23 protein-coding genes are annotated in these 24,084 nt (G+C 41.7%); 15 read left to right on the top strand and 8 right to left on the bottom strand.

Features of this window, described 5'->3' with window-relative positions:
* Positions 1–86 precede the first annotated feature (86 nt).
* Together GO816_RS06370 and GO816_RS06365 are read right to left on the bottom strand one after the other, a co-directional pair.
* Positions 87–1,760, bottom strand: coding sequence for a ribulokinase (locus GO816_RS06370; protein ID WP_157540516.1), 1,674 nt, complete (start codon positions 1,758–1,760; stop codon positions 87–89).
* Between the two features lie 88 nt (positions 1,761–1,848).
* A complete protein-coding gene (locus tag GO816_RS06365; protein ID WP_157540515.1) occupies positions 1,849–2,556 on the bottom strand; it encodes an NUDIX hydrolase in 708 nt (235 codons plus the stop codon).
* 223 nt (positions 2,557–2,779) lie between these two features.
* Between GO816_RS06365 and GO816_RS06360 the strand changes: the two genes are divergently transcribed.
* The 9 genes from GO816_RS06360 (at position 2,780) to GO816_RS06320 (ending at position 12,343) form a co-directional block, all read left to right on the top strand.
* On the top strand, positions 2,780–3,646 hold the full coding sequence (locus tag GO816_RS06360) for a beta-1,6-N-acetylglucosaminyltransferase (protein ID WP_157540514.1): 867 nt from the start codon (positions 2,780–2,782) through the stop codon (positions 3,644–3,646).
* Positions 3,646–4,029, top strand: coding sequence for a sugar 3,4-ketoisomerase (locus tag GO816_RS06355; protein ID WP_157540513.1), 384 nt, complete (start codon positions 3,646–3,648; stop codon positions 4,027–4,029). Before GO816_RS06360 ends, GO816_RS06355 begins: the two co-directional genes overlap by 1 nt.
* Positions 4,026–5,114, top strand: a complete 1,089-nt coding sequence (locus tag GO816_RS06350; protein ID WP_157540512.1) for a DegT/DnrJ/EryC1/StrS family aminotransferase — start codon at positions 4,026–4,028, stop codon at positions 5,112–5,114. Before GO816_RS06355 ends, GO816_RS06350 begins: the two co-directional genes overlap by 4 nt.
* Positions 5,115–5,284: 170 nt before the next feature.
* The gene (locus GO816_RS06345; RefSeq protein WP_157540511.1) at positions 5,285–6,016 is read left to right on the top strand and encodes a TolC family protein; all 732 of its coding nucleotides are present in this window, start codon (positions 5,285–5,287) and stop codon (positions 6,014–6,016) included.
* Positions 6,016–8,184, top strand: coding sequence for an exopolysaccharide transport family protein (locus tag GO816_RS06340; protein ID WP_157540510.1), 2,169 nt, complete (start codon positions 6,016–6,018; stop codon positions 8,182–8,184). Before GO816_RS06345 ends, GO816_RS06340 begins: the two co-directional genes overlap by 1 nt.
* An 11-nt stretch (positions 8,185–8,195) precedes the next feature.
* The gene (locus GO816_RS06335; protein ID WP_157540509.1) at positions 8,196–9,377 is read left to right on the top strand and encodes a glycosyltransferase; all 1,182 of its coding nucleotides are present in this window, start codon (positions 8,196–8,198) and stop codon (positions 9,375–9,377) included.
* Positions 9,374–9,523, top strand: coding sequence for a hypothetical protein (locus GO816_RS06330; protein ID WP_157540508.1), 150 nt, complete (start codon positions 9,374–9,376; stop codon positions 9,521–9,523). Before GO816_RS06335 ends, GO816_RS06330 begins: the two co-directional genes overlap by 4 nt.
* Positions 9,524–9,580: 57 nt before the next feature.
* Positions 9,581–11,107, top strand: coding sequence for an O-antigen ligase family protein (locus GO816_RS06325; protein WP_157540507.1), 1,527 nt, complete (start codon positions 9,581–9,583; stop codon positions 11,105–11,107).
* Between the two features lie 15 nt (positions 11,108–11,122).
* Positions 11,123–12,343, top strand: a complete 1,221-nt coding sequence (locus GO816_RS06320; RefSeq protein ID WP_157540506.1) for a glycosyltransferase — start codon at positions 11,123–11,125, stop codon at positions 12,341–12,343.
* On the opposite strand, the gene GO816_RS06315 is transcribed toward GO816_RS06320, so the two are convergent.
* From GO816_RS06315 to GO816_RS06305, 3 genes are all read right to left on the bottom strand, one after another.
* Positions 12,315–13,076, bottom strand: coding sequence for a glycosyltransferase (locus GO816_RS06315; protein WP_157540505.1), 762 nt, complete (start codon positions 13,074–13,076; stop codon positions 12,315–12,317). The two genes, GO816_RS06320 and GO816_RS06315, sit on opposite strands and share 29 nt — an antisense overlap.
* A 78-nt stretch (positions 13,077–13,154) precedes the next feature.
* The gene (locus tag GO816_RS06310; protein WP_157540504.1) at positions 13,155–14,324 is read right to left on the bottom strand and encodes a glycosyltransferase family 2 protein; all 1,170 of its coding nucleotides are present in this window, start codon (positions 14,322–14,324) and stop codon (positions 13,155–13,157) included.
* Positions 14,325–14,327: 3 nt separating this feature from the next.
* The gene (locus GO816_RS06305; protein ID WP_157540503.1) at positions 14,328–15,251 is read right to left on the bottom strand and encodes a glycosyltransferase family 2 protein; all 924 of its coding nucleotides are present in this window, start codon (positions 15,249–15,251) and stop codon (positions 14,328–14,330) included.
* Positions 15,252–15,308: 57 nt separating this feature from the next.
* Between GO816_RS06305 and GO816_RS06300 the strand changes: the two genes are divergently transcribed.
* Genes GO816_RS06300 through GO816_RS06285 form a run of 4 tightly spaced genes read left to right on the top strand, consistent with a single transcriptional unit; the run spans position 15,309 to position 17,851 of the window.
* Positions 15,309–15,857: a hypothetical protein gene (locus tag GO816_RS06300; protein WP_157540502.1), complete on the top strand. Its 549-nt coding sequence runs from the start codon at positions 15,309–15,311 to the stop codon at positions 15,855–15,857.
* Positions 15,857–16,999 carry a fused response regulator/phosphatase gene (locus tag GO816_RS06295; protein ID WP_157540501.1) on the top strand — a complete coding sequence of 381 codons (1,143 nt, stop codon included), beginning with the start codon at positions 15,857–15,859 and terminating at the stop codon, positions 16,997–16,999. The genes GO816_RS06300 and GO816_RS06295 overlap by 1 nt, the downstream gene beginning before the upstream one ends.
* On the top strand, positions 16,992–17,330 hold the full coding sequence (locus tag GO816_RS06290) for an STAS domain-containing protein (protein ID WP_157540500.1): 339 nt from the start codon (positions 16,992–16,994) through the stop codon (positions 17,328–17,330). Before GO816_RS06295 ends, GO816_RS06290 begins: the two co-directional genes overlap by 8 nt.
* A gap of 8 nt (positions 17,331–17,338) precedes the next feature.
* A complete protein-coding gene (locus GO816_RS06285; protein ID WP_157540499.1) occupies positions 17,339–17,851 on the top strand; it encodes an ATP-binding protein in 513 nt (170 codons plus the stop codon).
* Here the strand turns inward: GO816_RS06285 and GO816_RS06280 are convergent.
* Together GO816_RS06280 and GO816_RS06275 are read right to left on the bottom strand one after the other, a co-directional pair.
* Positions 17,843–18,718, bottom strand: coding sequence for a beta-1,6-N-acetylglucosaminyltransferase (locus GO816_RS06280; RefSeq protein WP_157540498.1), 876 nt, complete (start codon positions 18,716–18,718; stop codon positions 17,843–17,845). The two genes, GO816_RS06285 and GO816_RS06280, sit on opposite strands and share 9 nt — an antisense overlap.
* 60 nt (positions 18,719–18,778) lie before the next feature.
* Positions 18,779–20,128: an oligosaccharide flippase family protein gene (locus tag GO816_RS06275; protein WP_157540497.1), complete on the bottom strand. Its 1,350-nt coding sequence runs from the start codon at positions 20,126–20,128 to the stop codon at positions 18,779–18,781.
* A gap of 76 nt (positions 20,129–20,204) precedes the next feature.
* Here GO816_RS06275 and GO816_RS06270 point away from each other — a divergent pair, with 76 nt between their 5' ends.
* Together GO816_RS06270 and GO816_RS06265 are read left to right on the top strand one after the other, a co-directional pair.
* Positions 20,205–20,996, top strand: a complete 792-nt coding sequence (locus GO816_RS06270; RefSeq protein ID WP_157540496.1) for a glycosyltransferase — start codon at positions 20,205–20,207, stop codon at positions 20,994–20,996.
* Positions 20,997–21,042: 46 nt separating this feature from the next.
* On the top strand, positions 21,043–21,660 hold the full coding sequence (locus GO816_RS06265; RefSeq protein ID WP_157540495.1) for an acyltransferase: 618 nt from the start codon (positions 21,043–21,045) through the stop codon (positions 21,658–21,660).
* A gap of 40 nt (positions 21,661–21,700) precedes the next feature.
* On the opposite strand, the gene GO816_RS06260 is transcribed toward GO816_RS06265, so the two are convergent.
* Positions 21,701–24,073, bottom strand: a complete 2,373-nt coding sequence (locus GO816_RS06260) for an OstA-like protein (RefSeq protein WP_157540494.1) — start codon at positions 24,071–24,073, stop codon at positions 21,701–21,703.
* Positions 24,074–24,084 lie beyond the last annotated feature (11 nt).

Genomic DNA, 24,084 nt, shown 5'->3' with positions numbered 1-24,084 from the left:
TTTGTCTTGAACCGGAATTTGAAGAATTTATCGAATTGACAGAATTCTGTTTTTTTCTAAAAATTCTTCAAATTCCGGTTCTGAAGTTATACTGTTGTTTCAGTAAACTTACCTAGGGTATTATATTGCGCATAACGCTTGTTATAAAACTCTGCGTTTCCAGCCTCAGGGAAGTACTCTACGTCAAAGCCGCCACCCATGGCAGCCATAGCTTCTTCAACTTTAGGATAGATACCTGCAACCGTAGCTGCAAACATGGCTGCACCTAATGCACAGGTATGCTCAAACTGGTGTATGCGAATAGGCATTTGCAGCACGTCGGCCATCATTTGCATAATATAGGGCGATTTTTTAGCCACACCACCAATACCAATAATACCCTCAACCGGTACACCTTCGCTACGGAAACGCTCTACAATGCTACGAGCGCCAAAGCAGGTAGCCTCGGCCAGTGCACGGAATACCCGCGGAGCATCGCTACCCAAACCTAAACCGGTAATGGTACCTTTTAAAAGTTGGTTGGCATCAGGCGTACGACGGCCGTTAAACCAATCGGTTGCCAATTCGGCTTTTTCGTCTAACGGTAATGCTGCAGCTGCTTTGCTCAGCTCAGGAATGATTTTACCAATCATTTCTTCTTTCAAAGCTTCGGCAATTTGAACGTCAACTATTGCTGAGTTATTGAGCAGATTTTGAATTGGCCAGGCCACCAGGTTTTTAAACCAGGCATAGGTATCGCCAAAGGCTGATTGACCGGCCTCTAAGCCTGCCATGCCCGGGATAACCGAGCCATCAACCTGCCCGCAAATACCTTTAACCAGTTTGCCTTCCATATCGCGGTTAGGGGCAACCAAAATATCGCAGGTTGATGTACCCATTACCTTGCTCAGGTGATAAGGCTCAATTTGTCCACCTACGGCACCCATGTGAGCATCAAACGCACCTACGCCAATAACCACATCGGTTGACAGGCCTAAACGCTCTGCCCACTCAGTGCTCAGGTTTCCGGCAGATACATCTGACGTGTAGGTATCTTTATATAAACGCTCAGTAAATCCTTTCAAAAGCGGATCGAGTGACGAGAAGAACTCATCGGGTGGTAAACCGCCAAACTCTTCGGCCCAAAGTGCCTTGTGGCCTGATGAACAACGACCGCGCATAATATCATCGGCATTGGTACCGCCAGTTAACAAAAACGGTATCCAGTCGCAATGCTCAACCCATGAGTAAATATTGTTGCGAACTATCTCATCGGTACGCAGGATGTGCAGCAATTTTGCCCAAAACCATTCCGACGAGTAAATGCCACCCACATATTGCAGGTAGTTGGTATCAAACTTAGTAGCATGCTCGTTAATTTCGGCAGCTTCTTTAACCGAGGTATGGTCTTTCCAAAGCACAAACATGGCAGCCGGGTGGTGCTCAAATTCGGGCAGTAAGGCCAAGGGCACACCGGATTTATTTACCGCAACAGGGGTAGAACCTGTTGTATCAACCGCAATGGCTTTTACTTGGGCAGCAACTTCCGGTCCGGCTTTGATTATACAAGCTTTAATGGTGCTTTCCAGGCCCTCGATATAATCTAATGGGTGCTGGCGAAACTGGTTTTTGGCAGCATCACAATACTGTTGTTTTTGCCAGCGCGGGTAATAAAACACCGAGGTAGCAAGCTCTTTACCGTCGGCAGCGTTAACAATTACAGAGCGCACCGAGTCCGAGCCGTAATCAACGCCAATTACATATTGAGGTTTATCAGTCATGGTTATTTCTTAATTAAACGTAATTTTGACGCTTAATATTTCAGGATGTAAATGTAGGGGTAATCTTGTGCCTCTGCAAAATATTTTATTACAAAAACTGCAGGTGATCGGGGGTAATAATGAGGCTGAAAATCTTGTATAAATTCTCATTGTACTTAGCCTTATCAAGCGTATAATAAAAAGCGCCTTTTTTTGAGCCCAATTTATCTTTTTCGTTCAGTTTTATCAACAAATCAGTGGATAGTAACTTACGGCTAAAGTTGCGTTTATCAAAGTTTACCTCGTAAATGGCATCATACATACTTTGTATTTGCGGGAGCGTGAATTTTTCGGGCAGTAACTCAAATACCACGGGGTGCAAGGCCGCTTTATATTGCAGGCGTTTTTTAGCCATTTCAACCATTTCATTATGATCAAAAATAAGCCTGGGGATGTTGTTCACCGGAAACCATTCGGCATGATAATCGGCACTTAGTTGTTGCTTGTATCTGGCAATATCAATGAGCGCAAAGTATGCAACGCTTATGGTACGTTCATTGGTGTCACGCTTTACGTTGCCAAATGTATGTAGCTGCTCCAAATACACTCCGCGCAAACCCGTCAAGCTTTCCAATATGCGGTTTGAGGCATCGTCAACGCTTTCATCATCGTTAACATATCCGCCCATAAGGCTCCACTTATTACGCTCGGGGTCAAAGCCACGCTGTATAAGCAAAAGCTTCATATCTGAACCATCAAAACCGAAAACAATACAATCAATTGCTACTGTAATGTGCGGTGCTTTCCTTTTAACCATGCAATGTTTAATACAAAGACAGCGAATGTAACATTTTAGTTAATAAAACTAAATACATGGTTGTCAAATGTGTGTTACAACCTGTTTAGAGAAAATCGCTCTAAAGATTAAAGCCAATCCTAATGAATTCTTAATAAAGGATAGATAATTTGGCATGATTTTGCCGTTAACTAGGATAAAGCTGCCCTAATTGCCCCTGTTATTAAGCGGCTATTGATTGAATATGAAAATTGCGCATTTAGTTCTTACCTATACTAACCCCCAATTAACCGAAAGGCTAATTAAAGTATTGAGTCACCCGCAGTTTGATTTTTATATTCATGTTGATAAGAAGTTCCCGATTGAGCCCTACTTGTATTTGCGTAAATACCGTAATGTTTTCTTTATAAACGACAGGGAAGATGTACGTTGGGCTGGCTACAACACCATTAAAGCAACTTTTAAGTGCATAAAGGAAATTGCTGCCTCTAAAATAGACTACGAATATATTAACTTTTTAAGCGGACAAGACTATCCTCTTAAAACCGCCGAATATATGCTTGCCTTTTTTGAAAAAAACAAAGGGAAGCAATTTATTGAATATCAAAGCATTGAACGCGAGTGGGTTGAAGCACAGCCTCGCATAACCAAGTACCACTTCACAAACTTTACCTTTAAGGGCCGCCACCGTGTAGAATGGCTGGTAAATTTACTTACTCCCAAACGCCGCTTACCGTTAGAACTTGAGCCTTATGGAAAAGCAATGTTTTGGATGTTGAACCCCGAACGGGCAATGTATGTGGTGAATTATGTGGAAAGTAATCCTCAGCTTGAGCGCTTCTTTCTACTTACCTGGGGCAGCGACGAATTTATTTTTCAAACTATATTGATGAATTCGCCCTATAAAGATGAACTGGTAAATAATGATTACCGGTATATCGACTGGTCGGCAGGGGGCGCACATCCCAAGATTTTAACTATAAAAGATTTTGATGCTTTACGCAATACCAATGATCTTTTTGCACGCAAACTTAATGCTGAGAAAAGCGGTAAGCTTTTAGATGCACTTGATAAGCTTATTTTACCAGCGGCGGAGGCAACAGCAATTTAATGGCATACCTTATAAACATTCCAACTTTCACCGATGCACGCGGTAACCTTACCGTATTAGACGAAGCTATTCCATTTCAAATTAAACGCCTGTTTTATATTTACGGGGTTGATAACTCGGCCCGGGGCGGTCACCGTCATCATCAAACCATACAGGCTGCCATATGCATACAAGGAAGCTGCACCATTATAAATGACGATGGTGAGCATACCGAGCACATTGAGTTAGATACGCCGCGTAAGTGCCTTATTTTAGAAACTAAAGACTGGCATGTAATGACTAATTTTAGCCCCGATGCAATTTTGCTGGTTTTAGCCAGCACCGCATTTGATGCGGCCGATTATATTTTTGATCCTTACCCACACGAACAACAATCCTCATGATAGCCTACGAAAACTTGCTGGAATTAAACAAACCCTTTACAGCACGTTTTAAAGAACAATTTGATGAGTTTTTAGCAAGTGGCTGGTATATACTGGGCAACTCAGTTAAAAGGTTTGAACAAGAATACGCGGCATGGAACCAATCAGCCTATTGTATTGGATTAGCCAATGGTTTGGATGCACTTACGCTAGCACTTAAGGCTTATAACTTTGAGCCTGGCAGCGAGGTTATTGTTCCTTCAAATACTTACATAGCTACCATTTTAGCCATCCTCAACAACAACTTAAAACCGGTATTAGTTGAGCCTGATATTCGTACCTATAACATCAACCCTCAATTAATTGAGGAGGCCATTACAACGCGTACAAGGGCAATTATGGTTGTGCATCTTTATGGCAAATGCTGTGCAATGGCTGCTATACTTGCAATCAAAAGCAAACACAATTTTGTGCTGATTGAAGACTGTGCACAAGCTCATGGTGCAATGTTCAATGGCACTAAAACAGGCACATTTGGCGAGTTTGGAGCATTTAGCTTTTACCCCACCAAAAACCTGGGCGCACTTGGCGATGCCGGAGCTATAACCACAAATGATAATAAATTAGCCGGCATAATAAGGCAGTTGCGTAATTACGGATCAGACCAAAAGTATTATAACGAACGTATTGGTACTAATTCAAGGCTTGATGAATTGCAGGCAGCCTTTTTAAGCGTTAAACTGCAGGCACTGGATAATATTAATAATCACAAACGCAACCTGGCAAATCTTTACCTGCAAAACCTTAAGAGAGATTATATTTTGCCCGTTGTGGAGGATGGATACTATGATGTTTACCACATTTTTAATGTAAGACATGAGCGGCGCGATGCGCTTAAAGCGTATCTGCTTGAAAATGGTGTAGGCACCGAAATACACTACCCCATTGCGCCACATGAGCAAAAGGCAATGCAGGAGGTATTGAAGGGGCAAACATTCCCTGTTGCAAAGGAGATTCATGACACTACTTTAAGTTTACCATGTTCATACTGGCATACACCACAACAGGTAATGCAGGTGGTTGAAGTGATGAACAAGTTTGTTTGAATAAGCTTCATCCGCTTACAATTTAACACCTCATTAATTTTGCCGATTGCAGATTTTTTGAAGAATGCCACTAAAATTTAAACCACTTTAATAATTTTGACGTATAAAGGTATTTTGAGTACTTTTCCCGTTAGAAAAAATTGGGTAGCATATACCAAAACAGATACTGAATGAGCAAAATATATACTCTTGTTATTGTTTTACTGCTTACTGTTGTTGCGGCTCCCAATAGCGCCATAGCCCAAAATTCTATTATACCCGAAATTTCAGAGCCCTATCTTGAAAAGTTGATTGCTACTGCAAAGGCCAATTATCCGCGGGTAAAATCACTGGATGAACGGCTTAACATTGCTAAAAATAACGTTAGCCGGCAAAGGCTATCCTATCTTGATGCGTTAACGTTTTCGTACGTGTACCAACCCAACACCACCTTAAACTTAAACGCACTGCAGCCCGGCAATACCGATGGTTCGGCCATAGGAAACAATAACCGTACGAGCATATTCAGTGGCACGCAGTTTGGCTTATTTTTCAACCTGGGTTCATATTTGCAAAAGCCGTTTGCTGTTAAGCAATCAAAACGAGAGCTGAACATTGCCAATAACGATGTGCAGGAGTACATGCTTACGCTTACCACACTGGTAAAAAAGAGATATTATACTTACCTGCAACGCTTAGCATCACTTAAATTACAAACACAGGCATCAACCGATGCCGAAAGTGTAATGAAAGACGTAAAATACCGCTTCGAAAAAGGCGAGGTTACCGTGGAGAGCTATAACCAGGCCCGTATAAGTGTAACGCAACAAACACAAGCAAAAATTACCGCCGAAACAGATCTTTTTACAGCTAAAGCTGACCTGGAAGAGCTTGTGGGCGAAAAATTAGAAGATATCAGATAATGGATTTAGGCAGCTTTTTAAAGGTCTTATTGCGGCACAAATACACGCTGATCTTAGTTCCGTTAGTAACTGTAATCATCACCTTTTTCCTGGTACGCAACCAGCCCGACAGTTATCTGTCAGGTACCCAAATTGCCACCGGTATTGTTGACCAAACACAAAAAACGCTTAGCGCAAGTTCTGAATTTTTGCAGGATGCGCAGGTAAGCCAGGAGTTTGGCAACCTTACGGCCGTAATGAGGTCAAAGAAGACGCTAGATCAGGTATCATACCTGCTCATGATACATGACCTTACCACCAACAAGCCATTTAGAAAGCCAAGTAAGGAATTGCAGGGCATGAACGCCAGCGCACGCAAACATGCCGTTGAAATGTTCAGCAGCTTTTATAAGAACCGCCAAACGCTGTCTTTATTTAACCCTGACCAGCGTGGGCTGCACGACTTGCTTAGCTCAATGAAGTATGATGATCAGTCGTTACTGCAAAAGCTAACCATTTACCGCGATGGTAACAGCGATTTTATCGTCGTTCAGTTTGAATCAGAGGATCCAAACCTTTCGGCCAAGGTGGTTAACGACCTGTGCCGTGAGTTTATCAATTATTATAGCCTGCAGGTTAAGCAAAACCAGTTAAAAGCCGTAAACTTTTATGCCGATTTGCTAAAGGCAAAAGAAGACACACTGAACACCCGCCTTGAACGCCTGAAGGATTATAAAATAAGAAACCGTGTACTTAGCCTGAGCGAACAGGCCAAAGCTTTATATGCCCAGTTATCTGACTTTGAAACACGCAGACAACAAGCTTCTAAAGACGCCATAGCTTATAAAGCGGCCATGAATGACATTGATCAGCAGTTTGACCCTGCCGACCGCCGCTATGTGGAGAGTTCTATGATACGCCTTAATCAGCGGCTTATAGCAACGCGTTCGCAGTTGGAGAGTGCAAATAATGATTATATACAAAGCGGTTTCAAGCCCGAATACAAGCAACAGGTAGACTCGTTAACCAATGTATTGAGCACCCAGATCAGCCGGTCGAGCGATAAGTATATTGCTAACCCTATGGTTAGTAAGCAAAACCTTATTGAACAAAAGCTAACCATGCAAATTCAGTATGATTTGGCTAAAAGCAGCAACAAGTCAATTGAAAATGAACTTGCCCGTTTAAACGTGAGGCTTACCGAACTGGTACCGCATGAGGCCATTGTACAGGCCAATGAAAATGCCATACAAATTGCCCAGGACGAATACATGGATATTTTGGGTAAATACAATCAAAAGCAACTGGAGTCGAGCTTTTCGGTATTACTGCGCCAAATTGAAACAGCCATGCCGGGTGCAGCGCAACCTTCTAAAAAAATGCTGCTGGTTATTATAAGCGGCGTGGTAAGCTTTATATTTTGTGTGCTGGTACTCTTTGTCCTCTTCTATATTGATAACACCATTAAAAACCCACGTGAGCTGGCCAATGTTACCAAAATTTCAGTCTTGGGCTACCTTTTTAAATTAAGTGGAGCATCATTTGATTTAGGTCAAATTTGGAACGGCAACAACGTAACTGATGAGCATCGTAAATTCCGCAACCTTATACAGGCTTTACGCTTTGAGGTTGACAACGAAATGAACGGCAGTAAGATATTGCTTATTAATAGTATGGCCCAGGATGAAGGCAAAACCTTTGTAGCACTTAACCTGGCTTATGCTTATGCGCAGGTAAATAAAAAAGTGTTGCTTATTGATGGTGACTTCACCCGTCCTGATATTACAAAAGCGGTTAATTCAACTTACTACCTTGAGGATTTCCTGTCACGTAACATCAACGATTATAACTTTACTCCCATAGGAAAAATAACTACCATGGGTAACTACGGCGGCGATATGTCACTGCTTCAGGTAGATACCGAAGGAGACATAAGACATAAGCTTAATCATTTAAAGTCGGTATTTGATATTATAATAATCGAATCACCGGCGCTTAATTCATTGAATAAAGCAAAAGAATGGGTAGTGGCATCAGATAAGGTGCTTACCGTTATAAAGGCGGGACAATCTTTAAAAGAACACCGCAAATTACACATCAGCTACTTAAAAAGCTTGAACAGCCAGTTTATAGGCGGGGTATTGAATGAGGTAGATAAAAGTCAGCTTACAGCTGAAGAACGGGCATAACAGCAAATTCAATGGTAGTAATTAAGGTGATATGGATAGCATTTCAGATACTTATAGGGTATAACCTTGTATTACCTATACTGCTGTATTTGCTTTACAAGTTAAAAAAGAAACCCCAAATATTAGCGTCGGCCCCGGCGGAGGCAGATTATGCCATCATTGTAACAGCTTATGAGTGGGTCACCGCTATACCTGATGTAGTTGCTTCTATTTTAAAGCTTAACTACAGTAACTACATAATTTATGTTGTTGCCGATAAGTGCGACATCAGTAGCTTACATTTTACAGACGAGCGCGTGGTTATTTTACGCCCCGAGGAGACTTTGGCGGGCAACGTACGCTCACACTTTTACGCAATAAACCGCTTTAAGCGGGCACATGAGCGCCTTACCATTATTGATAGCGACAATCTTGTTGAACCCGAATACCTAAACGAACTTAACAAGCTTTTTAACCAGGGCTTTGACGCAGTGCAAGGCATTCGCGAAGCAAAAAACCTGGACAGCACTTATGCCTGCCTGGATGCTGCGCGTGATATTTACTATCATTTTTATGATGGTAAAATTTTATTTCAGGTAGGTTCGTCGGCTACACTGGCCGGCTCGGGTATGGCATTTACCACGCAGCTTTACCGCCAGGCGCTTGAGCACCGCGATGTAAGCGGAGCCGGGTTTGACAAAGTACTACAGGCAGCAATAATTGGCAGCAACAAACGCATTGCATTTACTGATAAAGCAGTTGTTTGGGACGAGAAAACAACCCACTCCGATCAATTAGTTAAGCAACGCGCCCGGTGGATTAATACCTGGTTTAAATATTTTAAATACGGCTTTACTTTGCTTGGTAAATCGGTAAGCAACTTTAGTTTTAATCAGTTTTTATTTGGATTGATACTGTTACGTCCGCCGTTGTTTATCTTTCTCATTCTGTCGGTATTTTGTATGCTAGCCAACGTATTTATAAGCTGGGTTGCAGTAGCATTATGGTTGCTTGCATTCATGCTTTTTGTACTTGGCTTCTATATATCGCTGGCAAAGTCTGATACTGATAAGCGCATATACCAGTCGTTGGTTAACATCCCTAAGTTTATTTATTTTCAAATACTTTCATTACTTAAAGCACGCCGCGCTAATCAGCATTCGGTAGCTACACGTGGCACAGGTGCCGAACCTGTTAAAAATGAAAAACCATGAGAATAAATCCATCAGAAAAAGCACTGCGCAACGGCAAGGTTGATCCGGCGGTTCAGCAGAAAATAAATGCTGTTACACGTATTGTGGCAATTGTTGTAGCGTTTGTAAGTACCTTTTTTTTATTTATTAAAATACTGTTTTTATAATAACAATGGCCATGCATTGCTGCAACCAAATAGCAGCAACGTAATGATTATTTATACATGAACAACTTACAGGTAACCATAACCGGCAACAATAAAGGCGGCAGCTTTAAACAGCGCCTGGTTAACCTGTTTTTGGTACAAAAATTAAAAACGCCTGCAGGTATAGTTATGCTGCTTGCCGCCGCGGCAGTTATTGCAGCCGGCACAGTTAAAATGGGGTTGCCCTTTGGCATTTTATTAATGCTGGCAATTGGCGTTTTACCATTATTGCACGCCATTACCAGCTATCCAAAATTTGGCATTACGCTGCAGCTTATAATGGCCTACTTCCTTTTTATGCTGGGCCGTATAGGTGTACCGGGGCCAATTGGTACGCTTATGGATGGCATACAGTTTTTACTCTTACTTGGTCTGGCCGTAAGAGTAAAAAACGACGATAATAACTGGGCTTATTTCAAAAGCCCTATTACCACCGTATTATTAGTTTGGCTGGGTTACAATATACTTGAATTTGGAAATCCTTTTGCCGAATCTCGCCTAGCCTGGGTTTACACCATACGTACGGTTGCTATAGTACTGTTGGGCTACTTTGTGCACCTGTACAGCATACGGTCGGTAACATTTATACGCTTTATTTTTAAGCTGTGGTTGCTTATGGCACTAATTGCTGCCTTGTATGCCTATAAGCAGGAATATATCGGGTTTTCAGACGCTGAGGAAGCCTATCTTCATTCTGATCCGGCTATTGCCTCATTGCTTTTTATAGCCGGCCATTGGCGTAAATTCTCCACCTTTTCCGACCCGGTTTCGTTCTCTTACAACATGGTAATGCCTACCATTTTATGTATATGCATTATAGCCGGTAAATTTAAGCTTTGGAAGAAGTTGGTGCTTGTAGCGTGCGCGTTTTTGTACATGTCATCCATGCTGTTTTCGGGCACACGCGGGGCCAACGTACTGTTACCGGCGGCGCTACTGTTGTTTGCCATACTAAATTACAGTCAAAGGGTATTAATTTTTACTTGTGTAGCTGCTGTATTTTTACTGGTGCTTATTAACATACCTACTGGTAACGCCAATATTCAACGTTTTCAAACTGCTTTCAGACCCAATAACGATGATTCGTATAACCTGCGTAAGCAAAATCAAAAGCGTATACAGCCTTACATACTTACCCACCCTATGGGCGGAGGCTTAGGTGCTACCGGCGACTGGGGCAAAAAATTTGCGCCCGGGTCGTTTCTTGCCAGTTTCCCGCCCGATAGTGGTTACATACGCGTAGCTGTTGAAGAGGGATGGATTGGCTTGTTATTATTCTGCCTTATGATGTTTACCATCATGAAAAAGGGTATAAACAACTACTACCAGATGAAAGATCCTGAGCTAAAAACGTACTGTTTGTCCATGACTTTGGTTGTATTTGCCTATAATATCGCTAACTTTCCGCAGGAGGCTTTAGTGCAATACCCGTCAAACGTTTTCTTTTACCTTGAAGTTGCACTTATTGAAGTCACATTCAAACTTGATCAGGCTAAACAAAAAGAAGCGGCAGGCGTATCTTCTCTTGATCCTTTAACTGTATAATACCTTACATTTTATATGAGCAGCGGCGCAATCATCAAAAATAAAGATATCATTATTGTTGGTCAGCAACCATGGGATGTTGAAATTGGCAGCAACTGTAAAAATATTGCGCTTGAATTTGCCAGGCATAACCGCGTGTTATATGTAAACTCACCGCTTGATCGTATTACACTGCTTAAGTATAAGGATAGCCCAAACGTAAAAAAGCGCCGTGAGGTTATCAAAGGCAAAGTAAACGGGCTTATACACCTGCAGGAAAACCTGTGGAATTATTATCCTGATAAAATGATTGAATCGGTAAACTGGATTAAGAACGATTCCGTTTATACCTTTTTAAACAAGATAAACAACAAACGATTTGCCCGCTCAATACAAAGAGCAGTAAAGCAGCTTGGGTTTAAAGATTACATATTGTTTAATGATAACGATATGTTTAGAAGTTATTATTTAAAAGAGCTTTTAAAGCCGGCCGTTAGCATTTACTACTCACGTGATTTTATGCTGGCTGTTGACTACTGGAAGTTGCACGGCACCACAATGGAGCCTGCTCTTATTGCCAAAAGTGATTTGTGCGTAGCCAACTCAACGTACCTGGCCGACTATTGCAAACAGTACAATCCTAACTCGTTTTACGTAGGTCAGGGTTGTGATTTAGATACCTTTACAGGGTATAACCAGGAGAAGCCCGCCCCAAAGGATATATTGCATATACCTAAACCGGTTATTGGTTACGTTGGAGCCTTGCAAAGTATAAGGCTTGACATGGAAATCTTGCGTTACGTAGCCAGGCAACGCCCTCAGTGGAACATAGTGCTGGTTGGCCCTGAAGACGGTGAATTTCAAAAAAGCGATTTACATAAAGTTCCTAACGTACATTTTTTAGGGGCCAAAAACCCCGATATGCTTCCGGCTTACATAAGTGCATTTGATGTATGCCTCAACCCTCAAATTGTAAATCAGGTAACTATTGGTAATTACCCGCGTAAAATTGACGAGTATTTGGCAATGGCCAAACCTACAGTAGCTACCCGTACCGAAGCCATGAGCGCGTTTGACGGCTATGTTTATCTGGCCGACACTAAGGAAGATTATGTACGTTTAATTGACCAGGCCCTTGCTGAAAACAGCGTTGATAAGCAGAATGAGCGTGTACGCTTTGCAGGCTCACACACCTGGGAAAACAACGTAGCCGAAATTTATAAGGCCATTAAAAAAGTACTTCCCAAGTATGCTTAACATTGCGGTATATAGCACGTGCTAATGAAATAAACGGGTTATTGCTTTGGCGCAGGTCGCTGCGTGTCATGGTGCTTGGCTCGTCGCTTGAGTTTACCTGGTTAAACACGCCCTTAAAGTTTTCATAAAACATGGCTTTGCCTTTGTTTTTAATGAAAGACAAATTCATTAAAAACTCCGTTCGGTCACCTTTAATTCCCTCAGCATAACGGCCAAATTTGGCAAAAAACGAGCTTCGGCGCAGGTGCGGATGATCACTGTAAACATGGAATTTTTTATAACCGGGATACCATATTTTGAAAACCATTTCTGAGAAACCGTTGCGGTAAGGCTTCAGGTATGGGTATTTGAAGTAAGCATAAAACCTCACCATATCTACATCAGGCCGCTCATCCATAATACTTAAAGCGTCTGTTAGCCTTGTAGCATAATTAGCAAACGGATCAAAATCTTCCTGTACGTATAACGTATAAGCGGTGGTAACAGCATCCTGACCTTTGTTAATGTTATTGCCTAAACCACCGTTTTTAGGCGTAGTAATTAGTCTGAAATTGTAATGCGAAGCTATCTCTTTCAGTTTATTAAGATGTTCAGGCTTACTACCGTCATCAGAAACAACAATATCTCCAAAAACAATATCTTGCTTTTGAAAGGCAAGCAACAGCCGTTCTAACGATTGGCTACGGTTGTAGTGTGTTATTAAAAGCGTTACAGATGGATATTGATTTGCCATAGCTTTTAGTTGATGCTCTTATATGTAGCTGATTGAAATAGATTCTTAGTTAAGATATCTAAGATTAGTACTTCTAAATTATTTCCGTTTACTTTTTTCCCAGGCAGCGCTTTGCCCACCTGCCATATACCTGAATATTCCCCTGATTACTGCATAATTCATCATGCAAAAATAATAGGGAATGAAAAGTGCTTTAACCTTTATCTCGCGGCGCTCTAACAACCAGCCTGCTAATGATGCACCGTAAAACAGCACCTGCCCGGCAAGTAACAATTGGTAAATGATACCTCCACCTGAAGCCACAATCACGGCGTTAATTATCAATGAAAGCATCATTAAAAAAGGCACTACCGTCCACCTCAAAACGCGGTGACTAACATATTGAAACGACAAAAGCGGCTGCGGAAACGGGTTGAGTAAGCTTTTTAACCAAACAATGGATTGAATACCCCCTGCGGCAATACGTATTTTACGTTTAAGCTCTTCCTTTACGTTTTCTGATGAAGTTTCGGTAGCGTAAGCCTCCGGTTCGTATAGTACACGGTAGCCTTCTTCGGCCACCAGTAATGAAATCATGAAATCATCCAAAATAGCATTGGGAGATATAGGCCGGTACAGTGCTGTACGTATACTGAACAATTCGCCGGCGGCCCCTACAACAGTGAGTAATTCAGAATCCCATGTTTTAAGTTTTGATTCGTACTTCCAGTAAAAACCCTCGCCTGCGGTGGCATCAGCGGTAGCATCAACATGTATGCGCTTTTCGCCGGCAACTGCACCCACTTTAGGGTCGGCGTAGTGGCGGCAAATTTTCAGCAATGCATCGGGGTTTAAAAAAGTATTGGCATCAGTAAACACCACTACATCAGTAGCAATAGTTTCCATAGCACGATGAATGGCAGCAATTTTACCTCTACGCTCGGGCGAGTGCATCAAACGTATTTGTGGGTAGGTGGCTATCAAATCCGGTGTGCGGTCGCTTGAGCCATCAGTTATAAAAACCAGTTCGAGTTTACCAGCAGGATATTGCAGTTCAAGGGTGTTCCTTATTTTTTCAATAATAAACCCCTCCTCGTTGTAAGCTGCAATCACCAAACTACAGGTAGGCATGTTAGCATCGGCAACTATTGGTGCAACGGGTTTTCCACGCAGCGCACGTTTTATTTTAATGATGATGAACAGTAAAATTCCGTACCCAAAAAAGGCATAAAAAACAATAAAGAGGCTAAGCCAAAGTGCAATTTCCATAGGTTAGTTAAGCTTGTAGCCTAAATGGGTACTGTTTTTTGAGTGCGTAAAATTCCACCATATAGCTTTAAGCAGCAGGCTGGTGAAACCTTTATATTCATTGCCTTTACGCATATAGTTAATAATGTTGCGCGGGGTAACCAACAGTATAAAGTATATATAAAATATCATAACCGTTAAGGCGGATGGCGCATTACGTCTGATAAAGAGAATACGGTTGCGGTTCATAAAGTATTCCTTCAAACCGCTAACACGACCTACCGATACAGATTCTTTATGGTAAATTAATGCCCGCGGCTCAACCCATATTTGGTAACCGGCACGTTTGATGTGATCGTTCCAGTCCATCTCCTCATAATACAGGAAGAAGTTTTCGGCCATTAAGCCTGCCTTTTCAATGGCATCGCGGCGTACCATCATGGCTGCGCCATGTATATAACCGGTTGGTCCTGTGGTTTTGTCGTACTGCCCTTTATCTTCTTCAAACTGCCCTATGGTGCTGTTACGCATAAAGTAGTAGTTCATTTGCGTATAGCCTGCATACTGCAGCATAGTTGGCTCATCAAAGTAGCGTATTTTAGGCGATACCATGCCAATTTGAGGTTGCTCATCAAGCAGCTTTACCAGTGTTTCAACCAGGCCGGGAGTAAACTCGGTGTCGTTGTTTACAAAAAAAAGGTAATCTCCTTTGGCTTGTTTTATACCCAAGTTGTTTCCACCGGCAAAACCAAGGTTAACTTCCGAACGTATAAAGCTAACATCAGGATATTGCGGTATCCATGCCGGTACAGGGTTATCTTTGCTGGCATTGTCAACTACAATAATTTCAATAGCCGGATAATTATTATTTGCCGCAATAGAGGCAAGCAATTGCTCGGTGATGTAACTTTGATTGTAATTTACCGTAATGATGGAAACCAATTTCATTATTGCAGTTTACGGTTTTTGAACCGTAAAAGTTTGTGATGAAATTATCACTTTAATTTGAGTAAGCACGAAAATATAAAAAAAGAGGTTGAGCAGCTGCAACAGGCAGCAGGCAACAATGCGGCTATTGATGCCAAGCTCGACGAATTGCTGGCCTTGCTTGCTCAAAGTGATATTGACAGCGAAAAAGCCAAGCAGGTTAAGCAACGTGTAAATGATGCATTACCCGCTACCATAAACTTCAGAGATAATATTGATGCATTTAAGCATATAAGGGTTAACACAGCCAATGACCGCGCTAATATGCTTGATGAATTTAGCGTTATGCTGGCCAGCCACGAGGTTGACAGTACCATGTCAAAAAAATACCTGCGTGGCGAGCGCATTGCCAAAACCGTTTTGTTTTTAATAGGCCTGGTACTTATAACATTAGGCTTTGCCATGATTATAATGCCTGCACCGCCGTATTTTGAAATGTTCACCATTTTTTACTTCAACCCCGATGATGGAGTTACCTTAATGGATGTTATTTCATTATTAATTATTCTTTCGGGCGTATATTTACTGGTCAAATCTATCTATAAAAAACTCAGTACTGATAAGTAATGGCTGCAGGCGCATCAAAATCTGTTTTGTTGGTTGATGATAACCCTTTGTTTTTAAAGCTATTGGTTAAAGCATTTACCAAATCGGGCTTTAACTGCAGCTCGTCTCCTGATGCTCCGCACGCGCTTGATTACCTTAAAGATAAATCGCCAGACGTCATTGTATCTGATTATGAAATGCCGGGTATGAACGGCCTCGAATTCAGACAGCAGGTACTAGCCGATGAGCGACTGCGCGACATTCCGTTTATGTTTTTAACCGGCTTTGAGGGTGATGATGTAATGTACAAAAGCTTTGGCTTACAGGCCATTGATTATGTATCAAAGGGAACACCGGTTGATGTTATTGTTGCTAAGATAAACAACCTGTTACATACCGTAAGCAAGCAGCGCGAACTATCAGAACTTGAAATTAAGAAGACCGTTGCGGCGTTAAACATTAAGGCTGTGCCCGATAAGGCACCTGTTATTAACGGCCTGCACATTGATTTTTGGCACCGCGACTATCAGGATATACCGGGCGGAGACTTTATAGATTTTATCGATACACCCAATTCTTTATTCATCATTTTGGGTGATATTATGGGAAAAAAATGGAAAGCCTGGTTTTACACGTTCACTTACCTTAGTTACATAAGGGCAGCAGTACGCTTTGGCGTATCAGGGCATGATGAAACCGGGGCGGCTATTTTGAATAAGATAAACGAGGTAATTTGCGATGACGACGGCTTGCGCGATATATTATCGGGAGTATCACTCATCAAGGTAGATAAACACACCGGCGTGCTCAATTATTCAGGTGCGGGCGATTTGCCTTTGCTCCACTACCATGCCCAAACCCACAAACTAAGTCAGGTTGGCTCGTCGGGGTTGTTATTAGGCTTAATGCCGCACAACAGCTACTCCAACACCGAAATTATTTTAGCAGAAGGCGATCAGTTATTTGTTTTCACAGATGGGCTGATTGATTTTGCTACTGATGAAAGCAAAAAAAGCGATTATGCGTTATTTGCTAAAGAACTTGAAACCTTGCTTAACAACGGCAAGTCTTTCGGCGATTTGAAAAATCGCTTACAACAATCAACCACATTGGTTGATGATAGCAGCATTATACAAATAAGTAAACCTACCATATATGTTTAACATTGTTAAAGAAGAGCCAGGCCATGTATTGGTACAGCTTAACCTTACCGAAGCCAACCTTAGCCATGCCGATGATTTTAAAGATGAGTTGATAACACTCCTGAACCTCAAAAAAAAGAGCATATGGTTTGATTTAGGAAAGGTTACTTATGTTGATAGTTCATTTTTGGGTGCATTGGTTGCGGGCCTTAAGCATGCCATTGCCATGCAGTGTGATGTGGTATTAATTGCCTTGCAAAAAGATATTGAAGATTTATTAAAACTCATTAGACTCGACAAGGTTTTTAAGTTATATAACAACGAGCAGGAAGCCAAAGCTTCACTATTGTAAACCTTTTTATGACAGCCTCGCAGTCGTTCATATTTAATAATCAGGCATCGGGTATAAGCGCTTGCTCAAAGCAAATGCTTGATTACCTTGACAGCCTGCTTGCTACGCACGGTTTATCAAGAGCTGTAAAACTGAGGGCTAAATTTATAATAGCCGAATTACTCAACAACGCAGTAAAGCATTCAGGTACTGAGGAAAGCGCCTTAGAGGTTGGTTTAAAAGACAATCACTTATACATCAGCAAAAAAGATGATGGCAAGCCATTTGATTTGGTGACGGAGATTGAAAAGAAGAACACGCAACTTATGGTAAGTTCTGATGCTATGCACTTACTTTATGCCGTAAAAAAAGAGGACCACACTGTAAGTTTTTATTGCAAAGAAAACTTAACATTTCAACTGGATGTAAACCAGCTTGCAGAGCATTTGGGTTTGCTTATAATTACAAAAGCAGCCGATGAGTTTACTTACCATTACCATAAACCTACCAACTTATTTTGTGCCCGTATTAAGCTAAGCTGATATCACAGATAGTTGCTCGCCCTTATTGTCTAACTGATCATCAATTGCCTGTATAACGTTGCTGTGGTTTGCTGCATCAAACTTACGGGCAAACAGCTTATCACAGCAAAGCAGCTTTTCCTTATCAGCAATAGTAAAAGTTTTAGGGCTTGGCTTCCCTTCAGACCAATCAATGTAACGCAAATTATCATTTACCATTTGCGCACGGTATGGTGAGTTGTATAAAATAGTTTGAAATACAAACTCATCTGGTGCCCAGGTATGTTCAATAAAGCGCTTAAAGCCCGGGGTGCTATCCATAAAATCAACTAAGTATTTAATACACTCAGCCGGAGCGGTGAACCATTGTGACCTACCCACAGGCACCATATTACCAGGCAGGCGGCGCTTAGGTAAAATTCTATTCAATATATTTTGGAGCGCATACTTACCCTTAAACTCGTAGTTGGTTAAATGATAACGTTCTATACGGCACAATGCTTCCTTCCAGTTAGAATGCATCAGCTCAAACTCCATAAAAATTTTACCCTTATTGCTTTGCAAAAACTGGTGGTAAAGTTGGGGCGTCTTTAACGGATAATCACAACCGCTAAGCAAATTAACCACATCAAAGTTTAAGTTGGCAGCCAGAATTTCTTTAAATCCACTTAAAGTAGCTTCAACAATGCTGTAAGCTCCCCACCCCACCTTAACACGGTTTTTAACAAAAACTACATTAGGGTATGCTTCAAGATGTTTAAAGGCAATTAAATCGACCTTTTTATCAATATGAATAAAAATAGCATCCTCACCATAGCTCAACCGCTTAACAAGCAGCTCAAGATGCTGTGGATTGTTATGAGCCAATATCAGATGCGCTATTCTCATGGAACTTTCTGTCCGTTGGTTTATATGTCTTACAAACACGATGTATGGGAGTTCAATTAATTATAACAATTGTATTGATCGCTTACTTCCTGTAATTAAACTAATCCAGCTTTTAACCTGCCGGTAACCTGCAGAATAAACACTCCATATATTAAACGGGCAATATTTGTTCAGGGATTTATAGCCAATTACAGTTCCTACAAGTACAGGCACCACTGTTGCTATAGCAATACCGTATATGCTGCCTAAAAGCTTTACGCCCAACCAGTCGAAAATTAAGTTGGCTGCCAGCATTACCAACACCTTATAAAAGTTAACTTTAGGCAAATGAATAACGTCAAGTGTAAGCGCAAAAAAGCGATCTAACGGGTACAACAACGCAAACGTTAAAAAGATTCGGAATACATTTGCAGCGTCGGTACCCATGTACTTATGGCCGCCAATAAGGTTTATAGGCCAATCGGCCACCAAACAACCGGCAATAACCAGTGGTACAAGTACCACGCTTATAGTTCCGGTATATTTCTTCATAGTGCTTATTACGGAAATTGGATTGTTTTGGTTATAAGCAACTGATAATTCGGGCATTGCGGTAGCTGCAAAACTTCGAAGCGGAATTTCAACCAATTGCATAAGCGTTTGGCCAAGGTTATAAATAGCCACCGCCTGCTTGTTCAGCAAAAAGTTAATTACAAAGGTATCTGACGTTCTAAAGAGGTTTGAACTAAGCGTTGTACCTAAACTGTATTTTCCAAAATTGATTATTTGCGAAATTATGGTGCTTGTGCGGTGAGTAATACTGCGCAGGCGTGTCCACCCCATAGCCAGTACGTAAATGCTGGTAATGATGTTAGATGCCAGATAAGCATACAACACCCCTGTTACGCTGATGGTATGGTTAAAGTAAATAAATAGTATACCGCCCATAAACGTGAGCTGGTTTACCAGGCGCACGTATAACAACTGATCAAACCGTTGCTCGCCCTGTAAAATGCAGGTAGCCATAAACCAGGGTAATGATAACAGGTAACTTATACCAAACCACTTGCAAAATAAAACAAGGCTGTAATCATCTATGTAAGGGGCTGCAAAATATGCCGGTATGTTGGCGAGTAATAATATCCCTGTAATGAGTATCCCAATCCACCATGCCGAACCCGCCACCTCTACCTTGCGGCCAGGTGTGGCACCTGCATAAAATTTAATGAATGCAGTAGTAAGGAACCCCGAACGAAAGGTATCGACCAATATTAACACTGACTGAAAAAACACCCAAATACCTGCATCAGTTACAGATAGCGCATGGTAGATGAGCACCATGGTAACGAGCGCAAGGCCCGACATGATGACATTACCCGCCAGCGACAGGAAGTGTTTGTTTTTAATCAGGGTAATAACTTTTAGCCACATATAACGTACAATGCACTAAGCAAAGCAAACAAAGTGCCTGTAACAACAGAACATTATTAGCATATTAGCTTAATTTATGGATGTAAACGTAAAACACTTCGCAGAAGTTACCTTAATGATTACACATTACAGCCGAAGCCAATCACTTGAGCGGCTGCTCGGCACTTTCCGCAAGCAGCAAATAAGCTTTGGAGGCATAGTGGTATCTGACGATTGCAGCAAGCCCGAACATTTGGAGCGCTTACATCAAATGCAAGCCGAGTATGGTTACAACTTAGTAACTACGCCCGTAAACAAAGGACTGGGTAATAATATTAATAAGGGGCAAGACGCCGTTACTACACCATATACCCTTTACGTTCAGGAAGATTTTGAACCAAAGCCCGGCTTTGCCGACCATTTACGGGATGCATTTAACTATATGGAAGCCGACAAGGGCTTGGATATAGCCCGCTTTTACGCTTACTTTAGTTACCCATACACCAAGCCATATGGTAAGGGATTTGTTGAAATGTTATTTAAACCTCAATTATGGTTTAATAATCACCTCAAGTTTTACGTTTACAGTGACCACCCGCATTTGCGGCGGAGTAGCTTCTTTGAAAAGTTTGGTCGCTATGCTGAAGGTGTTAAAGGTGATATAACAGAATATCGTATGGCTAAGTCGTTTATTCAAAACAAGGGAAGAGGCTTGTTTTTTGAAAAGTTCAACGACTTATTTTACCAGAAAAACTCGGCCGATGAGCCAAGCACCATGAACAGGGCCAGCTGGCGTGAAAGCAAAAATCCGGTGGCACTTGCGCTACGTTACGTATACCTGCAGGTTAAACTTGCCCGGTGGACTTACGATGTACTTTATAAAAAATAGCCTACCCGTTCATTAAATTAACGCTGATATAAAACGTAAAAAGCGTATGTCGCTTAAAGATAAAATAAAAGACAATCCATCGCTTAAAAAAGCGGTACACCGCATGCTTATACCTAAAGGAGAAGCCGCACCCAGGTTATGGGTTAAGTGGTTTTTGAATCCGTTTTTGCATAAAAAAGGAAGCGGCTCCAAAATAAGGCGACGTACCCGTATTGATGTATTGCCGTTTAACAAGTTTGTAATGGGCAAAAACTCAACCATTGAAGACTTTTGCACCATCAACAACGGCGTAGGCGATGTAATTATTGGCGATAACAGCCTTATAGGCATGAGCAACGTAATAATTGGCCCGGTAAACATTGGCAACAATGTAATTATGGCTCAAAACATAGTTGTAAGCGCACTAAACCACGAGTATAGGGACGTAACCATACCTATACACGCTCAAAAAATACTAACCAACCCCATTGTTATAGAAGACGACTGCTGGATAGCAGCCAATGCCGTAATTACATCAGGAGTAACCATTGGAAAGCACAGTGTGGTTGCGGCCAACGCGGTGATTACTAAAAATGTTCCTCCGTTTTCGGTTGCAGCAGGTAATCCTGCTAAAATCATTAAACAATACGACTTTGAAAAGCAAGACTGGATAAGGGTACCGTAGTTGATACGGCGGCCCTTTCATTCCATCATCGGTTGTTCTATTACTGCCGTTTAGGCTTGTTTAATATAGCCGACGTATCTCTTAGCAATTTTTTCCTTGTACTATCTGCCGGCGGATTTACCGGTTGAGTTACAGCAGGCTTGCCTTTAATTACCGTATCACGCACCGATGGCGTGTTTGACGTATCTGCACGCATTGGCCTGCCATTTACTACAGAAGAATCCGGTGTAACTCTTTGCTTTGCAGATGAATCAGGTGGAGTTGCCTTTTTAGTGGTAACTGCCGATGCTGGTTTCTTACCGGCAGTTGGTGCTTTTGCAGCACTCTTTTTAACAGGCAAAACAGCCTTTACTTTGGGTGGCGATATAATGGCCTCTTTGCTTGCTGGCCGCTCCTTTGGTTTCCATAAAAAGCCTTTTAAAATCTTGTCGTCTTCTGTGGCTTTTTCAATTGGGTAAATATCCTGGCCAACTTTGGTAAACAGCGTAACGTTTTGCGCTTTATTATCTTTAAAATTAACCCTTATACGGCTGCTTACCGAGCGCATCATTTCGGTAACCTGTTTGGTACTGTCGCGGTTAAAATAAATAGTTTCGGCGTTACCATCAACAAACAGCCGCTGCAGTTTATTGCTTACAAAAAAGCCCCTCATTTTCTTCCCGGCCACCTGGTTAAAGTACGCCGAATCAGTGCCCTCCACATTTACGGTAAGTGCACGTGGCCAAACGTCCATATTGTCGAGCTTTTTATTTTTAAGCTGAAAATATATAGTGTCGCCCGAAATTTGGGAACCCTGCGTCCATATAATAGGCTCAACAAACATGCGCATGGTTGAGTCGGCATAACTATAAAACATGGAGTCGGCTTTGGCCTGCAAATCAGACTTAAATATTTTTGCGTTATGATGCGCGGTAAGAATGCGTATACGTGCGGTATCTTTCAAATCAAACTTGCGTTGCAGGTAAACCGAATCGGGGCGTACAACCTTTGGCGGCGAAGCAACCTTTTTTGCGCTGGTATCTTTAGCGGCTTTCTTTGATAATGAATCGGCTAGGGCTTTTTTTAGTTTAGCACTGTCAACGCGCGGCACTTTAGGCTTTCCAAAATAGTTAGACTTAAAGAAGCTGGTATCCATCTTCAAACCCGCCGGAGGCATAGGAATAAGATTTTTTACGGTTGATAACTTAAGCGGAGCTTTCCTTACAGTTGCCGGCTTATCTGCCGTGGATGTATCTTTAATTCCGGCCAAACGCATTTTTTCCTGCAACTGCCGCAAAGTTTTATAAGTTACAATACGTGTTTCCAGGGTATCTGCTCCCCAATAAAGTGTATCCCGTTTAATTTTGGGTGCAGGCTTTACAGTTACTGAGTCAACAGCAGCGGTTGCGGCAGCACTTCCATTCTCGGCTTTGGCATCAACAGGTTTGGTTTTCGAAACAACCGTGTCTTTTTTCACAACTGCGGTTTTATCCTTCTTGGCTACAACGGCCTGCGGGGCAACGGTATCAGTTTTAGAAGTGTCTTTATCTTCCGTAACCATCATTACGTACGGGTTTTGCGTAACTACTGCCCTGTCTTCGGAACGGTAAAAAGTACCCAACTGGCCTTTTATGGTTACTTTTTGCTCATTATCATTAAATGTTACCCTGCGTACTGCACGCCCGTAACCTTTCAATCTATCATAAAACAAGCTATCGCCTTTTAAATACTTGGATGTTTGGGTATAGATGTTGTTTTTACTGAAAAAGGCCTGTTCGGTAATGGTGTGGTACTCGCCTCGCTCGGTGTACAAAGTATCTTTATCTTTACCGTAAATGTGCGTTGGCCCGTAAAAATAGGATATACGGGTACCCGAGTTATAGCGTAGCGTATCCGTTTTTATCAGCGCATCAACCGTGGTAAGCACCACATCGTACCTAAAATAAGCATCACGCGAACCTGAAAAATAATAGCCGTTTTTACTGGTAAGCGTATTGTCTTTGTTAACCAGTTTTCCTCCGCCTGTATAGGTGCCTATTTTTGTGGCGGTATTATAAGTAAGATAATTAGTGGTAAGGGTAGCATCACGGTCTACCATACGAACGTTGTTGGTAACCAAGGCAACGTGCGTATTACCATTGTAATACAGTTTATCTCCATAAACATTGAGCGTATCACCCTGGTTAATGTTTACATTACCAAAAGCATCAAACGAGTTACGGGTTTTGTACAGGTAAGAACTATCTGACCTGAGCGTGGTACCTTCATGTAAAAAAACGCCGTTATATATCTTTACTACATCCTCACCATTGATTTTCACACCAACGGTTCCGGTTGAACTTAATATTCTGACAATTGAAGGTTTAGCTCTTCGCTGTGCAGTTGCGGCAACAGCCAGCAATAAGAGGACGTATGTAAAGAGATATTTTCTCACGCTACAAAATT

It is taken from the genome of Mucilaginibacter aquatilis, assembly GCF_009755275.1.
In the GTDB taxonomy this organism is placed as follows: domain Bacteria; phylum Bacteroidota; class Bacteroidia; order Sphingobacteriales; family Sphingobacteriaceae; genus Mucilaginibacter; species Mucilaginibacter aquatilis.
This window is presented reverse-complemented; position numbering and strand designations above follow the sequence as displayed.